This is a genomic window from Rummeliibacillus sp. TYF005 (assembly GCF_003844195.1).
In the GTDB taxonomy this organism is placed as follows: domain Bacteria; phylum Bacillota; class Bacilli; order Bacillales_A; family Planococcaceae; genus Rummeliibacillus.
The window spans coordinates 1-16,009 of the sequence record NZ_ML122549.1 but is presented as its reverse complement, the minus strand read 5'-3'; the positions used below and the strand labels follow the sequence as shown (position 1 = coordinate 16,009).

Annotated in this window: 11 protein-coding genes, 1 pseudogene and 1 CRISPR repeat array; of the genes and pseudogenes, 9 read left to right on the top strand and 3 right to left on the bottom strand. The window is 33.9% G+C overall.

All coding sequences use genetic code 11. The features are described from left to right. Window positions 1-97 precede the first annotated feature (97 nt). Window positions 98-460: pseudogene (gene cas1 / locus CW357_RS06765) on the top strand (CRISPR-associated endonuclease Cas1); the annotation flags it as partial. 3 nt (window positions 461-463) lie between these two features. Continuing rightward, a complete protein-coding gene (gene cas2 / locus CW357_RS06760; protein ID WP_124217654.1) occupies window positions 464-727 on the top strand; it encodes a CRISPR-associated endonuclease Cas2 in 264 nt (87 codons plus the stop codon). Window positions 728-879: 152 nt separating this feature from the next. Beyond that, window positions 880-1,301: direct repeats of the CRISPR family, unit length 29 nt; unit sequence GTTTTATCTGAACATAGAGGGATTTAAAG. 157 nt (window positions 1,302-1,458) lie between these two features. Here cas2 and CW357_RS06755 read toward each other — a convergent pair. Further along, window positions 1,459-1,908 carry a hypothetical protein gene (locus CW357_RS06755; RefSeq protein WP_124217653.1) on the bottom strand — a complete coding sequence of 150 codons (450 nt, stop codon included), beginning with the start codon at window positions 1,906-1,908 and terminating at the stop codon, window positions 1,459-1,461. Window positions 1,909-2,098: 190 nt separating this feature from the next. Here CW357_RS06755 and CW357_RS18545 point away from each other — a divergent pair, with 190 nt between their 5' ends. Further along, window positions 2,099-2,200, top strand: a complete 102-nt coding sequence (locus CW357_RS18545) for a putative holin-like toxin (protein ID WP_241155052.1) — start codon at window positions 2,099-2,101, stop codon at window positions 2,198-2,200. A 364-nt stretch (window positions 2,201-2,564) separates the two neighbouring features. On the opposite strand, the gene CW357_RS06750 is transcribed toward CW357_RS18545, so the two are convergent. Further along, a complete protein-coding gene (locus CW357_RS06750; RefSeq protein WP_119416741.1) occupies window positions 2,565-4,196 on the bottom strand; it encodes an SWIM zinc finger family protein in 1,632 nt (543 codons plus the stop codon). A 271-nt stretch (window positions 4,197-4,467) separates the two neighbouring features. Between CW357_RS06750 and CW357_RS06745 the strand changes: the two genes are divergently transcribed. The 5 genes from CW357_RS06745 (at window position 4,468) to CW357_RS06725 (ending at window position 13,740) form a co-directional block, all read left to right on the top strand. Then, the gene (locus tag CW357_RS06745; RefSeq protein ID WP_124217692.1) at window positions 4,468-7,623 is read left to right on the top strand and encodes a DEAD/DEAH box helicase; all 3,156 of its coding nucleotides are present in this window, start codon (window positions 4,468-4,470) and stop codon (window positions 7,621-7,623) included. A 527-nt stretch (window positions 7,624-8,150) separates the two neighbouring features. Then, entirely contained in the window at window positions 8,151-10,019 is a 1,869-nt protein-coding gene (locus CW357_RS06740) for a hypothetical protein (protein WP_124217652.1), read from the top strand. Then, a complete protein-coding gene (locus CW357_RS06735; RefSeq protein ID WP_124217651.1) occupies window positions 10,019-10,885 on the top strand; it encodes an ATP-binding cassette domain-containing protein in 867 nt (288 codons plus the stop codon). The genes CW357_RS06740 and CW357_RS06735 overlap by 1 nt, the downstream gene beginning before the upstream one ends. Continuing rightward, entirely contained in the window at window positions 10,882-11,493 is a 612-nt protein-coding gene (locus CW357_RS06730; RefSeq protein ID WP_124217650.1) for a hypothetical protein, read from the top strand. The genes CW357_RS06735 and CW357_RS06730 overlap by 4 nt, the downstream gene beginning before the upstream one ends. A gap of 222 nt (window positions 11,494-11,715) precedes the next feature. Continuing rightward, window positions 11,716-13,740: a HelD family protein gene (locus CW357_RS06725; RefSeq protein WP_124217649.1), complete on the top strand. Its 2,025-nt coding sequence runs from the start codon at window positions 11,716-11,718 to the stop codon at window positions 13,738-13,740. On the opposite strand, the gene CW357_RS06720 is transcribed toward CW357_RS06725, so the two are convergent. Next, window positions 13,732-14,454, bottom strand: coding sequence for a MerR family transcriptional regulator (locus tag CW357_RS06720; RefSeq protein ID WP_124217648.1), 723 nt, complete (start codon window positions 14,452-14,454; stop codon window positions 13,732-13,734). The two genes, CW357_RS06725 and CW357_RS06720, sit on opposite strands and share 9 nt — an antisense overlap. A 204-nt stretch (window positions 14,455-14,658) precedes the next feature. Between CW357_RS06720 and CW357_RS06715 the strand changes: the two genes are divergently transcribed. Next, window positions 14,659-15,843 carry an iron-containing alcohol dehydrogenase gene (locus tag CW357_RS06715; protein WP_124217647.1) on the top strand — a complete coding sequence of 395 codons (1,185 nt, stop codon included), beginning with the start codon at window positions 14,659-14,661 and terminating at the stop codon, window positions 15,841-15,843. Window positions 15,844-16,009: the final 166 nt, after the last annotated feature.

Here is a 16,009-nt window from a genome sequence, read left to right as displayed (position 1 = left end):
AATTACATCTTCATCTAATTTCTTTTGCAGTTCAAGTATTTTGATCAGTCTATTATCACTCTCAAAAAAACCATAATTGTTTATTCTACTTACATAAAAAACACAGTTAAATCCAACGATAAGTTATTTACATGAACCATCACAAAAACGATTTTCTTTATGCCTTGATTTAGCTGAAATTTTCAAACCAATGCTAGTCGACCCATTGATTTTAACATTGGTTAACACAAAAAAGATACAATCAAAACACTTTGATGATCATGAAGGAATGGTTTATTTAAATGATGAAGGAAGAAAAATAGTTATAGCTGCGTTTGATGAAAAATTAAAACAGACTATTCGTCACCGAAAATTGAATCGAAACGTTTCCTATAAATATCTAATCCGCCTTGAATGTTATAAGTTAATAAAACATGTTATTGGTGACACAATTTACACACCATTAAAGGCTTGGTGGTAATCAATGTTTGTCATTATAACATATGATATTAATGTTAAAAGTGTAGGAAAAGTATGCAAGAAACTACGAGAACACCTTACTTGGACACAAAACTCTGTATTTGAAGGAGAATTAACCAAAGGGCAGTTTATGAAATGTAGAAAAGAAGTAGAAAAAATAATTGATCCTAGCGAAGATAGCATTTATTACTATATTGTAGAAAATCCAAAACATATTAAAAAAGATACGGTTGGAAATGAAAAAGGGGATTTTGACCTTTTTTTCTAATCTGGTGCATTCTGGAAATAACCGTATAACCTTTAGTAAACCTTGATATAATCATGTTATGAGCAATATTTGCAATTTAACAAAAAACCACATTGAAGGTTCACTGCAAATTCACTAACACAAACGTTGATTTCATGCGGTTTGAATGTAGGGTTTTATCTGAACATAGAGGGATTTAAAGAATTCACTGTGGTTTTTAGCTGCGAGTACCGACGCGGTTTTATCTGAACATAGAGGGATTTAAAGTTTGTTACTTCAATATGTGCGTCGAATGTAATTTCAGTTTTATCTGAACATAGAGGGATTTAAAGGAATCTTTACTCTCTGAAATTACTCAACAAAGAAAGCGTTTTATCTGAACATAGAGGGATTTAAAGCATCGTCGGACTCAATTAGTTTTTTGCGTCTTCGATTGTATTATCTGAACATAGAGGGATTTAAAGCATGATCGCAATTTAAAGATTACGAAGATAGCGAATGGTTTTATCTGAACATAGAGGGATTTAAAGTTAGTTAGCGTGAAAGAGCCATATGATACGTTATAAGTTTTATCTGAACGTAGAGGGATTTAAAGATTAATTCAATCAAGAGTGGCAATTTGCACATTGATTGAATTAATACTTTTATTTAAAAAACATAAAAAAATAACCCATCCTTGAGTTAGATGCTCGAATGTGAGGCACCTCATATCTGAAGTCATATACTAAAAAGACTTGAATTGCGTTGGATGCCTAGCATTTTTCACTACACCGTGAATCATTAAAAAGACTTAGTATTAAAGATAAACCTGCAACTATTCCAAAAATATTTGAAGAAGACGTAACATTTATAAGCCAATACAAAATAGAGGAATTAGCGATAACCTCAGGTAAATTATTAAAAGATGCGAGTGTTGCAGTGATTGGATATGTAAAAGATAGTAGTAAGGATGGAATTGATACACACCATATTAAAGATGGATTTATTTTAAATGACCATTTCTTCACTAATATAAGAGAAAGATAGAGACCAAATAGAATGGAGATAATTACTTTAAACCAAATTAAAGGAATTAAATTAAATGTTGCATCCGCAGATTGTTTTGATTGAATTTCATAACTGAAACTGAGTCTAGCTAATATGATTAGCCCGATAATCCATAAAATTTTCCAAAAATAAGATAGCCATTTGTTTCTTATCATGCAAATCCCTCCTTTTCTACTATACGTTAAAAAAGGAGATAAAGTTTCAAAATTCTATAATAAATCCGATATATGTAACTTATAGAATTAGAGATTTTACTTTTAATAAGAATATACTTTTGGTATTGTCTATTTATAGTTGGTGCTCAAGGGTGGTTGGCTCCCTCCCGTTAGAAAGGGGGTGGTGCCTATGACAGTATATGAAGCATTAATGTTTGCAATTGCATTTGCTGTATTGATGTTGTCAATAATTTCATTTAAAAACCAAAAAAATAACCCATCCTTGAGTTAGCGGCTCAGATGGGTTATTCCCTCATTTAGCCAATCCCCTTAAGGGAACCAACTATCTACTTGACCGTTCGATGCCACAACATCGGCGGTCTTTTTAAGTTATGCTCTAACTAACTCTAGTATACGTAGAGATTATATAATTTTCAAGAAAAGCAAATTCCGAGTAGGTGCGGACACATTTCAATAATTTTCAAGAATATAGTTTAATGTCATGTCCAATCCTATATTTTAATAAAGAATTGGATATAACGAATTTTATCCGAACTCCCGCGGTTTTGAGTGAAACTCCCGCGATTTTTTGGTAAACTTCCGCGAAATCAGACCAAACTCCCGCGATTTCAAAATCCCACATTCAGGATACCCCGTCACTTATTCCATATTATCTTCCGAAGTTCTTCATGTAATGCGGTCCTTCTCGGATACATTTCCTTTAATTGTTCGGTGATTTCTTTCACATCGGTTTCATATCCAGCATCACAAAATTGTTGAAGTGCACCTCGCAATATTTGGTAACCACTACGATTCGCTACAGTTATAGCTTGTTTCTTGATGTCTTGATAGAATAATGCTTTAACTTCTTCCGAAAAATCCTCTTTTAGATAAGTGGAATACGTATAAATGCGGCTCGGAGATTGTTGACAATAGTTGAGCAGTTTTGCAAATTCTCTCTCATTAATAAGAAGATCAGGGTACCATGAAGGATAGTTAGCTAGTTCATCAAATGCAACGATTAAATCTTGGACGATGTTGCTCCATTCCGAGTGATCATACAATTCTTTTAGTTCTTGATAAAAATACAAGTCTCCTTCAGCAGCAAGCATAAAGGCTATTCCACGCATAGCTTCTTGATTTCCTAACTTTTGATGTGCATTATAAGCATATTGCTCCCATTTTGAGCGTAGTTTTACTTTTCCAAAATCACTGTCAATTCCTTCTGATGCTAGTTTAAGTGCTTTTTCGAAATCTTCATCCTCAAATGCAATGTGGATTAATGTTTCGCGAACGTGCGGATTTTGTCGATGCTTATCTATAAATAATTGAATCTGTTCTTCATCTTGTGAAATAATGAGCGCACGGAGTATTAAAGCTTCTGCTTGTTCTCCAAAATCTTCACTATTGAAAGATATCTTTGGAATAGTTGTGCAATAAGCGTTTGAAAATACTGGGTCTTCACAAAATGGTAATGCCTGTTTCAAAAGTTCAAGCTTCCAATAATCCTCTTCTGTTTCAATAGCAACGTCGAAAAGTTTTCTTAAGATATCTTCTTGCTGTTCGATGGAGCAACTAGTAACCCCTTTAGGAATAACCTCATCTAAAAGGCTAACGCACAATTCTAACACTTCTTCTATCATCAATGTATGATTTGAAATATCATAAAGTTTAGCTGTTTTTGAAAAGCAGAGTAGCGTAAGCTCACTGGCTAAATGAAGTTCTCCTTGTTTGATCAAATCATGCACTTGGTTAATGACTTCTTCTACACCAATTAATACTAAGTCCTCTTCACTCGATGAGATATACCCTTTCTTTAATGCATTTTTCATTGGTTTTAATATAGTCTTTTCTGCTTTTTTTAATAGATTTGTTTGCGAAATAGTATCATTCATAAAAGATTTTAAAATTCTTTGCTGGAAATGTGAATCCTCATGAGCTACATCTAGTAGAAAGTGAATAAGTGAATCTTTTGTTTGTTCAATAAGAATCGTTTCTAGTGGTGGATGGTTGAGCACCATTTTTGGTTCGTCTTGCAATGCGTAGAAAACAGCAACTTCGTGTTTGCAATAAGTACCATCATAAGGACAGTTGCATCTTGAAGATGTAATCTCTTCTTCAGATGATAATTTCACATGAACTGTATAATCATCCGTTCCTTCTACGGTTGCTTCCCAATCTGTGTTTGTCAATTGAGTAAGTTCAACTATATGCCCATTTTTAAAATAATTTTTCCCTCGTTTCACGATTGTACTGGAAATATAATTTTGGAAATTCGTTAAATTCATGTACAGTATATCCTTTCAGTTTTATTCATTTTCATAATATAAAAAATTAGTCGTAAAGAAGGCAATCGATTGAAATTTATAAATATATAATACACTATTCAAATTAGAAGGTTTTACTTTACGTGCAAGTCCAGGTTTAGAACTAGTAGATCTTGAGGCTTTTTCATATTATTGCTAAGATATTTTTAAGTAATATCGCCAAAATACATATTTCTAAAAACAAAAGTAAATGAAAAATTTAATTCTAACGCCAAGAAATCGGGGTCTTACAATGCTTAAACAAGGAATTTACGAGGAAATTATAAATCAAAAACTAAAACAAGAAATGCAAGATTTAGATATAACAACCTTTGATATTGGTAAAGAAAAGTTGGATGTAGAAGAAGCTAGAAAATTACTTTCTTCCTATATTTCACTAGTTACGAGAAAAGCACTTCGTTTTGTACGAGACAACGAAAAGAGTGATCCAAAGCAAGCAATTGTTGATCAGATTCGTACATGTAATGACATTATTAGAACGTTGAGTGAGCGTTTGGATGATGAAGAGTTCAGTCGATTGCAAATTGAAGAGGAGGGGGAGGTCCTTACTTCCATCTATTCACGACTTAACTCTGCTAGAAGCTTGAAAAAGCGTGATGTCATACGTCCTGTTACGCCACTTTCACAAAGTTCTCTATTTACTGGTTCCAAATATGAACCCAATATGTTGGAGGAAATGAAGAAGGAAATTGTAACAGCTAATTCCATCGATATGTTAGTTTCGTTTATAAAATGGAGTGGTCTTCGTTGTATTATGGAAGAGCTTCGAACGTTTACCTCAAATCCGGAAAATAGACTTAGGATTATCACAACTTCTTATATGGAAGCAACTGATTTTAAAGCTATCCAAGAATTAAGTAAACTTTCGAATACTGAGATCAAAATATCATACGACGTGGATCGCACAAGACTTCATGCAAAAGCATATTTATTTGAAAGAGAAACAGGATTTAGTACTGCGTATATTGGATCATCTAATTTATCTAATCCAGCTTTAACTTCTGGATTAGAATGGAATATGAAAGTAACGGAAAAGGATTCTTTTGATATTCTCGAAAAATTTAGAGCGACTTTTGAAAGCTATTGGAATGACAATGAGTTCAAACTGTACAGTGCTGAAAGTCAGGAAGATCAGCTTATATTAAAAAGGGCATTATCAAAAGCTAAAGTAAAAGAGGAAGAGGAACGCTATTACTTATTTGATATTCAACCTTATTTTTATCAAAAAGAAATATTAGAGAAGTTACAAGTAGAAAGAGAAGTATATGGGCGAAATAAAAATCTACTAGTTGCTGCAACTGGTGTAGGGAAAACAGTTATTTCGGCTTTTGATTTCAAACAATTTAGAAAAACGCATCCGTCTGCAAAATTATTATTTGTTGCCCATCGAGAAGAAATTTTGAAACAAAGTTTAGAAACCTTCCGCGTTATTTTAAAAGATCCGAACTTTGGAGACATACTGGTACGGAATTATCAACCGGACTCATTTGACCATTTATTTGTTTCAATCCAAAGTTTTAATAGTAAAAAGATGTATGAACGAACTACTCCGGATTATTATGATTTTATTATCGTGGATGAGTTTCATCATGCAGCTGCTCACTCGTATCAGAAATTATTAGAACATTATCACCCTAAAATTCTGCTTGGTCTAACAGCAACACCAGAACGTATGGATGGAAAAAATATATTGTCTTATTTTGATGAAAGAATATCTGCTGAAATGCGATTAACAGAAGCGATTGATCGAAAATTACTAAGTCCATTCCAGTATTTTTGTGTGAGTGACACTATCGATTTAGACCAATTAAAATGGAGTCGAAGAGGTTACGACATTAAAGAACTTGAAAATGTTTATATTTCAAATGATTTACGAAGTCGTCATATTATCAAAAGTATCTATAAATATGTCACAGATATTAATGAAGTAAAGGGACTGGGATTTTGCGTATCTATTGAACACGCCAAATATATGGCGAAATTCTTTTGCGATGCAGGGATTCCGGCCGAGGCTCTATATGGGAATGTTGACTCAAAAATTCGAAATGAAGTACAAAAACGACTAGTTAGTGGAGAGATAAGATTTATCTTTGTTGTCGATCTATATAACGAAGGGGTAGACATTCCAGAGATCAATACCATTTTGTTTTTACGGCCTACAGAGAGCTTGACGGTGTTTTTACAACAGCTTGGTCGAGGACTGCGGTTAGCGGATGAAAAAGAATGTTTAACGGTTTTAGATTTTGTTGGACAAGCTCACAAAAATTATAACTTTGAGGATAAATTTAAAGCGTTAATAGGGAAAACAAAACATTCCGTACGTCATTATGTTGAGAATGGATTTTCACAACTACCGAAAGGATGCTTTATTCAATTAGAAAAACAAGCGAAAGAATATATCTTAAGGAATGTAAAGAGTAGCCAAAATACGCGTAACAATCTAATGGCGAAGATGAAATATTTTGAAGCAAATACGGAGCAAGAATTGACACTGGCTAATTTTTTAAATCATTACCATCTTTCTCTTTATGATTTCTACGGAAAAAGTGGAGATCGTAGTTTTTGTCGTATGAAAGTACAAGCTGGTTTAGCTGATGATTTTGAATTTCCAAATGAAAAGACATTAACAAAACGAATTTCAAAATTATTTCATCTGAACTCAAGAAAGTTTTTACAATTTATCATTAACTATATAAAAAACTCGACGATTCAATCATCTGAAGAACAATTAATGCTTGCCATGTTGTATTACACTTTCTATCAAAAACATCCAAAAGATGAAGGGTTCGAATCAATTGAAGGAGGTATGGACAGTATCTTATCCATTGAACAATTTAAACGAGAAATTTTAGAAATTGTCGACTATTTATATGAATCTATTGATTTGATGGAAAAAGAAAATGACCTACACTTTGAATGTCCGTTAGGTGTCCATAGTAAGTATACGACTGCTCAAGTACTTGCGGCTTTAGGGTATTATAACGAAGAGAAAAGTCCAACATTCCGAGAAGGTGTAAAACATTTTGCAGATCATCATCTAGATATCTTTTTCATCACATTAAACAAGTCTGAAAAAGAATTTTCTCCTTCTACTTTGTATGAAGATTATGCGATTAACGAACGACTTTTCCATTGGCAAACACAAAGTGGTGTAAAAGCAGATAGTAAAACTGCAAAACGTTATATCACACATAAAAGAAATCATCACCAAATTGCATTGTTTGTACGAAACTATAAAACCGAAAATGGCTATACTTCACCATTTGTATTTCTTGGAACAGCCGAATATGTAAGTCATTCAGGAAGCCAACCTATGAGCATCATCTGGCGATTAAATGAAGAAATGCCAGCTTATTTAGTTCCAGTAGCGAATAAAAATATATTATAAATAGCATTAAATCTAAAAATGGGGAATTGTTTCAATCAGGAACGATTCTCCTTTTTTATATCGTGACAGGATTGAATTGAGAAGATCTGTGAAACAGCCAAAATAAAAAGGCATTAATTTCTATCAGTACTTCGTGATTTTATAAATGATTAACTTTTGTAAAGAAGAAGACAAAGATTTGTCAGTAAATACATATTGACATGTAGATAAAATTTATCTTAATCTATATATGTAATATATTAGAAAAAATAGTATATTATTAAAATTTTTGAATGTTATTATGAACTATTTTTTAGTGAAAAAGTAAATGTAATCGTTTTAAATGACTTTATGAAAATAACAGTAAACTAATATGCTAAAAAAGAGATGCATTCTTTCCAAGAGTATCGTGCATCTCTTTTTACCTTAAAAGGAGAATTGTGATGCGGTGGAAATGGTTGTTTCACTTTTATTGTAAGTAATTTGTCAAAAGTAAGTTATATATGGGTGCGAGTATAGCGCTGATTATCCTTGTCATAAGCCGGATCATGTTGCATAAATTTGATCAATTTCATATACAGGATTTTGGCAATTTACCGTCGGAAATCAGCGGCGTTGTCCAAATTGTTTCCATTTTTTATATGATTTATGCCTATCAAGTCGTTTCCAATGAGCTTCAATATGGGATTCAGACCTTTTTTACAGATGGGCATCGGATTATGGTCGAAAAAATTTCAGCGATGTGGGTGGTGCATAGCCTTTTTCAACTAGCATTAGCCATTATTACATATGGATTCTATAGTTTTTATTTTTTAATCAATGGGCTAGGCATGACTTTTTTATATGCAGAATTGTTTCGAATCATCATGACCTTTTTGTTAGAACCGATGATTCTCTATTTCTTTATGGGGATCCTAGTAGCGATTATTTGTGGCAAGCGTAAAATCAGCTTCTTTTTTATCGCGGTTGGATGGATTGTCACGGGAGGAATGAATTCAGAATTTTTAGGGTCTATTTTTGATAACATCACGGCAAAGGATTGGAAGATTCTGCTTTCATTTAGTATGAGCAACATAAACAGTGCTTATAAATCATTTATTGGTTATGATATTAGCTTGGCATATGAATTGCGCTTTCTATTTTGGCTGTTTTTATTGAGCGAGTTCTTTTTTCTTCTCTCCCTTCGATGGGCACAGGATTTTGCCTTACGAAAGCGGATCCGAAATCTCTTAATTGTTCTTCCGATAGTGCTACTGATCGTAGGAAAAATGGCGATCTTATGGATGCCAAATATGTGGAATAATGCGGATTACGATCAAGAAGTTAAATATTATCAAAAGCTTTCCCATTCAAAAAGCAAGACAAATGAAGCGTATGATATCCGGCAGTATGTGATGCAACTAGATGGGAATCAGCTACAAGTAACAGTGTCACTAAAGAATATGAGGACAATAAGGCCTACTTTTCAGCTTTATCACGCGTACGATATTCAGTCGATTACCAATAATCATCGAGCGGTTTCCTATGAACGGTATGGGGATCTGATTACCCTTCATTTAAAGAAACCAGTTGATCAATTACAATTTACCTATACCCTCCGATCAACAAATTTTCATCCTATTTTAAGAAATCGAAAGTTACTCATTGGAAATATAGCTTGGTATCCAAAGAAAAATAATGATCAAATGTATCGTATAAATAGAGATGGAATTGGTGTCGGTTTTATTCCCAATAAGAATAGCAAAGCAGTTAAGATGACCATTCAAACGAAAGACAATCTATTGTTTATCAATTTACCGAAAAAGGGTGGCGTTTATGAAGGAAAGGCTCAGGCGGTCACATTGATCGTGGGGCAAGGGAAAACGTTGGAAACAGGGGGTTACCACATAACGTATCCTAGTGATTGGCCAGATATTACAGAAAGTGCGCCCACCTTTCTTACCTTTCAGGAAAAGCTATTGACATATGCCAAAGAAATTGGTCCAACCGTTGTGAATCGATTGCCTTCGAAGATTGTGTTAACTCAGAATATAACTAATGGAGTAGCTAAATTAATAAATGAGGATCATTTCGTTTATGATACTAGCTCATTGTATCCATTAGCATCTAAGGATACTTTGGAAGGAATTCCTACAGAGATGATACCGATCATCATTGCACCGAAAAAAAGCCCATTCTATGATGCTTGGCGCCTTGCAGCAACTAGTTGGATGAATCGTAAACTCAATGTATTAGATCAAATTCAATTAGAGGATTTCAATGTCCCATCTGTAAAGGAAGGTACGAAAGTTTTAGAGGAATTTCAAGGGAAACCATTGAAAGAGCAACAGGAATTTTTGAAATACTGGTATGCACATATGGAGGAAGCGACTACCTGGAAGGAAATTCATAGTTGGCTAAAGGGGAATCGAAAATAATGGACCTATATATTAAAAATCTTTCAAAAAAGATAAAAAAACAACCGATATTATCGCAATTATCGCTTCATATAACGGGGATTTATGGCCTCTTAGGACCAAATGGAGCAGGAAAAACAACCGTTATGAAAATTATTGCAGGACTATCCAAGATGGATGATGGCGAAGTTTTTTTAAATGAGGAACTCATAAGTAGAGGAACTTATGTCAAACGAGTAGGTTCCATTGGTTATCTACCACAAGATTTTCAGTTTTATCCGCAGCTAACGATTTTTGAAGTTTTAGAACATATTGCAGTTCTACAAGGAATTGTCGATCCTTCTCTTATTGCAACAGAAATTGATGCAGTATTAGAAGTGGTCAATCTTTCTGAACAAAGACATAAAAAAATTCATGAATTGTCTGGCGGAATGCGTAGAAGAGTGGGAATCGCCCAGCTTCTGCTAAGAAAGCCATCTATTTTGATATTCGATGAACCAACAGCAGGGCTAGATATTGAGGAACGAATTCGCTTTCGCAACTTATTAAAAGTATTGGGCGGTAATCATACGATTATCATTTCCTCACATATCGTAGAGGATATTGAATTTTTATGTACGAAAATTGGTGTCATAAGAAAAGGAAAGAAATTATTTGAGGGTGCACCGGATGCGTTAAAAGATTATGCCAAACACAAAACATTTGATCTGCTTATTTCAAAAGAGGACTTGGATGATTTTATTCTAAAGCATGAGGTTGTCTATTTGGAAGAACAAGAAGAGAAAATTCGTGTAAGGATTTTGAGTGAGGATGATGACATTGGAAAGTCAGTTAGTCCTCGTTTGATGGATGGATATCTAGCGCTATTACAAGAGGATTCGCTATGAAGAAATTTTCCTACTTATTCACGTTTGATCTAAAATTACAGCAGTTTTTCTTCTTTCTTCCATTTGTTGCATATGCTTTAGCCATTCTTTGTATCTATATATCGCCAGATGAGAATCGTGACTATATTTTTTTCCAAGTATTAGCCGTTAGCTTTTGTGGAGTCCATTTACTCTTACATTATAGTTATTTATTTGATGAGGGAGCAAATGAAATTCTTTTGCCCTATTATCGTCAAACTGCTTGGTTAGATCTTTTACGTTATGGGTTAGTAGATGGGCTTTGTATAGCGATTGTTTTTTGTTTTGTTGATCCTTTTTTTCATACCCCACAGGTAGTGGCACATACGATTCTTTTAGCATTATGCTACTTTTTAGGAAGTAGTGCATTGCTTATGATCATAAAAAACTTAGAGATTACCATTTCCTGCATATTAGTTTATACAATCATGGAAATTAGTACACAGGGGACCTTTATGCCATGGCCTCATATTTTCTTCTTTGTCTATCCTTATGTCGATTTATGGGTGAGATTGACGTATATCTCACTTGTCATAGGTTTAATTTTATCAATTGTTATCATTAGTAGATTTTATATAACAAGAAAGTAGATTCGTAAAACGTCATTAAAATAATTTTTTATCATGTGAGGGAAAAGACTTCACCCATTCTTATAATACATTTAGGAACACAATCTAGTAGACAGAGAATTGTTTCAATCAGGAACAATTCTCTTTTTTGCTACAAAAATTATAAACCAAACCCTCCACTTAAACACCAGCGAAAAAGACTTTGCTAAACTAGCGATACGGTTTTAATAGGAGGGCTTATGAATGATTGATACAAAGGAAATGAAATATTTTGAAAATACATTATTGAGCCTTGAGAAAGCATATAAAAGGTTATCGAAGGATATTACAAATCAAGATCAAAGCTTCAAAAATTTACAAAAATATATGATTGACTATAAAAGTGAATTGGATAAATTTGAAGTATATGATTATCAGCAAACGTTAAGCATGATTGATCAGCAAGGGTTTGCGCAAGTAGTGGAAAGAGAGAATATTAAAAAGTTAATCGATTCTCCATATTTCGGCCGTTTTGACTTTGTCTATGAAGGAGAAGAAAGAGAGGACGCAGAAAGCTTTTATATTGGAAGATTTGGTTTTAGAGATGAAGAAGGGAATCCACTTATCTATGATTGGCGTGCACCTGTTTGTAATATGTACTATGAATTTGAACTCGGTGAAGCATATTATGATGCGATGGACCGACGTTTTCATGGCGAAATTATTGGAAAACGTCAGTTCAAAATTGAAAACTCGAAGATTATTTATGCGATAGATAGTTCTCTTACCATTCAAGATGCTGTTTTACAAAAGACGTTAAATGAACATGCAAATGAAAAAATGAAAACAATCGTCACATCTATTCAAAAAGAGCAAAACAAAATTGTGCGGAACGAATCGGCTTATAATGTCATTATTCAAGGAGTGGCGGGATCAGGGAAAACAGCGGTTGCCTTACATCGAATTGCATATTACTTGTATAAGTATAGAGATACCCTGCAAGCAAGTCGAATTTTCATCTTGTCTCCAAATAAGGTATTTGGTGATTATATTTCTTCTGTATTACCAGAACTTGGGGAACAACCAATTCGTTCATTTACCTTAGATGAGCTGACGACAAATCTATTGTCAAAAACGTATACTTTCACATCATTTGAAGAAGAAACGAAAAGGATATTAACAGATCCAACAGGAGAGTTGGCAAAAAGAGCAGGGGCAAAAGCAAACGGTCAATTTGTACAGCAATTACAGACATTCTTAGAAGATTTGAATGGGCATTTGTTTAAGAATGAAACCATATCGATTTCAGATGTTGAGTTTACAGGAGAGTATCTGTTACGTCGCTTCGTACAATATGCTAAAGAACCAGTTCTTACACGTTTGGAACTAATGGCTTATGATGTGATTCAAGTTCTTAAATCTAAGCGGAACGGAGAAGGAAAATTCCTAAGTAAAAATGAAATTATAAAGCGTTTAAAGAAACGCTTAACTTATGCAACACCCTTCGATGTGTTCGAAGCTTTTATACATGAACTAGGGGACGAGCTATTCCATTTCAATAAAAAGCATTTTGAATTTAACGATGTGTATCCTTATCTATATGTGAAAATATTTTTTGAAGGAATCAAAACATATGAATTGGTGCAGCACTTCGTATTAGATGAGATGCAGGATTACACACCGATTCAATATGCAGTTCTTGAAAAAGTGTTTACGTGTAAACGAACAATCATCGGAGATTTTAGTCAGGCACTTCTACCATATGAAACGATTTCAAAGAAAGCATTTGAAGAGATTTTCGCGAATTTGGAATACGTGGAACTTACAACAACGTACAGATCTTCTTATGAGATTGCGATGTATTCGAAGAAATTTATGCGAACCGGTGATATTAATCCAATTGCTCGTCACGGAGAAGAGCCAAAAGAACTTGCATATGAAACACTCAATGAAATGATGACAAGTATTCATAAAGCTATACAAAATGATTATAAAACAACCGCCATTATTTGTAAGACAGAAGCAGATTTAAAAATCATCAAAGAACAGCTTAAAAATGTTCCGTATCATCTATTAGACGGACAAACAGAGAAGTTTGAAACAGGATTACTTTTAACAACGATTCAATATGCAAAGGGATTAGAATTCGACGCAGTCATTGTTCCATTTGTCAACGAAACGAACTATAAAACAGCATTTGACCAAGGGTTACTTTATATTGCTACAACAAGAGCGATGCACCAACTAACGATGTTAGTAGATAAAAACAGTCCTTCACCACTATTGTAGTTTTTCTAAAATTGCAATGATCGACAATACGTCTTTCATTGCTTTTTTTATATTCAATTCAAGTTCATCTGTTACGTGATAAAATTCATTTTTGAATTTTGGTGAGTTTAAAAGAGTATGAATATCTATCTCTTGTTCAACTGTTTCAATTTCTTCAAAAAGATGATGGATGCTCGAAATAGAAAAATGGGCACTACGAAGCGTGCGGATGATAAGTAATTTTTGGATATCTTCCATACCATATTGCCGACGATTTTGTGTATTTCTTTTTACAGAATATAATCCATTACGTTCCCAATTACGAAGTGTCTCTTCTGTTAATTGGAGATGATTAGCGACTTCTTTATGGGTGAATACTTTTGTAGAAACTGCTTTCTCATGTAGGATTTTATTGGCAATTTGAACAGCCTTTCGTGTGTAGTCAAGCTCGGATTTTAAAAATTTTAAATAGACATTTGCGGCCTCTATGCTTTCCGTAAACTTTTCTTGTCCACTGAGACGAACAATTTCCGTCGCCATTTTTCGCAAATTATTTTGTATAAACTCTTGTTTAAAGGCAAGCCGTGCAATATACATTTGTTGTAAATGTATATTCGAATACTCTCGATATCCATTTGCTTTTCGAGGAACTGGCGAGATAAAATGCCACTCTTCATAAAGTCGAACAGTATTCGGATGAACCTGTGCTTTTTTTGCAATATCAATTGTTCGCATTTACAAAACCCCTAATTAGATTTCCTTTTAGAATGTTTATTTTAAAAATTAATTTTAGCATAGTTTGTCTAATATTTTTTACTTCAGCTATTACTCTAGAGCAAATATTAATATCTAGTAGTTCGAATTCATAAAATGATATAACCACTACAAAGTAAAATTATGAAACCGCTTAAATTAATGGATTCTAGGAGGCTAAATACAATGATTCAAACCCAAAAAATTTTTACAGTTAACTCACCAAGTACCATCATATACGGAAGAAACTCATTTGAAAAGGTAGGGGAATATGCAAGAAAATTAGGTGTGAAAGCTTTAATCATTAGTGACCCCATTATGGAGAGTCTAGGTTATGTGGTTCAATGTTCTTCTTATTTAAAAGAACAAGGGTTAGAAGCTGTTTCATACCTTGGTGTTAAGTCAGAGCCGGTGGATACGTATGTATCGAAAGGCCTTGAATTATTTCAAGCGGAAGATTGCGATATCATAATTTCTGTTGGTGGAGGCAGTTGTATCGATGTTGCAAAAGCCATTGCAGTTGTGGCCACAAATGGTGGATATATCGGAGACTATATGAAAATGCAGAAGATAGCTGAAATAACACCAATTCCTCATATCGCTATACCGACTACAGCAGGAACGGGATCAGAGGCAACAGATGCGACCGTCATTACAAACACGACAAATGATGTGAAAATGATGATTAAGCAACCTGTTTTTTTACCGAATGTCGCGATTGTGGATCCTGTTTTAACGTTAACATCTCCACCATCTATTACTGCAGCAACTGGAATAGATGCACTTAGTCATGCGATTGAAAGTTATATTTCAAGATTAGCTCACCCATATTCAGATATGCTTGCATTATCTGCAGTTGAACTAATCGTAAAAAATATCTTGCAGGTGTATGAAAATGGGGATGATCTTGGTGCACGCGAGGCGATGTCGATTGGTTCATTGCAAGCTGGACTATCTTTTTCAAATGCTTCTGTTGCATTAGTTCATGGCATGTCGCGTCCGATTGGAGCACTTTTCCATGTCCCACACGGAATTTCCAATGCGATGTTACTTCCGGCTGTTTTGGAATATTCAAAAGATGCATGTATTGAGAGATTAGCTGATTTAGGAAAATTCTTTAATAAAGAAGAAAAGGATTTATCGAAAGAAGAATTAGCGAATCTATTCATTGATTCGATCAAAGAATTATGTAAAAAGATAAAAATCGGTAATTTGCAGGAGTGGGGGATAGAAAAGGATACCTTCTATGCTGCAATTCCAAAAATGACTGTCGATGCCTTGGCAAGTGGCAGCCCTGGAAATAACCCGAAAATACCTACAGAGGAAGAGTTAGTAGAGTTATATAAAAAGGTATATGACTATGAATTTTAAATATAATAATAACCAAGTATGATACAAAAGTGAAATAGATAACCCATCATTGCTACTTGATGGGTTATTTCTAATTTAGATAGTTTTTTTGGACAAAAGGGAAACGTGAGTTGTACAAAAGGAAGCCTGAGTTGTGCAAAAGGAAGCCCGAGTTGTGCAAAAGGAA

What these genes read in the sequence shown, in the direction of transcription:
- CW357_RS06720 (WP_124217648.1), bottom strand. Translation starts at nt 14,454, where the DNA reads ATGCGAACAATTGATATTGCAAAAAAAGCACAGGTTCATCCGAATACT.
- CW357_RS06755 (WP_124217653.1), bottom strand. Translation starts at nt 1,908, where the DNA reads ATGATAAGAAACAAATGGCTATCTTATTTTTGGAAAATTTTATGGATT.
- CW357_RS06725 (WP_124217649.1), top strand. Translation starts at nt 11,716, where the DNA reads ATGATTGATACAAAGGAAATGAAATATTTTGAAAATACATTATTGAGC.
- CW357_RS06745 (WP_124217692.1), top strand. Translation starts at nt 4,468, where the DNA reads ATGCTTAAACAAGGAATTTACGAGGAAATTATAAATCAAAAACTAAAA.
- CW357_RS06735 (WP_124217651.1), top strand. Translation starts at nt 10,019, where the DNA reads ATGGACCTATATATTAAAAATCTTTCAAAAAAGATAAAAAAACAACCG.
- CW357_RS06750 (WP_119416741.1), bottom strand. Translation starts at nt 4,196, where the DNA reads ATGAATTTAACGAATTTCCAAAATTATATTTCCAGTACAATCGTGAAA.
- CW357_RS18545 (WP_241155052.1), top strand. Translation starts at nt 2,099, where the DNA reads ATGACAGTATATGAAGCATTAATGTTTGCAATTGCATTTGCTGTATTG.
- CW357_RS06715 (WP_124217647.1), top strand. Translation starts at nt 14,659, where the DNA reads ATGATTCAAACCCAAAAAATTTTTACAGTTAACTCACCAAGTACCATC.
- CW357_RS06740 (WP_124217652.1), top strand. Translation starts at nt 8,151, where the DNA reads ATGTTGCATAAATTTGATCAATTTCATATACAGGATTTTGGCAATTTA.
- CW357_RS06730 (WP_124217650.1), top strand. Translation starts at nt 10,882, where the DNA reads ATGAAGAAATTTTCCTACTTATTCACGTTTGATCTAAAATTACAGCAG.
- cas2 (WP_124217654.1), top strand. Translation starts at nt 464, where the DNA reads ATGTTTGTCATTATAACATATGATATTAATGTTAAAAGTGTAGGAAAA.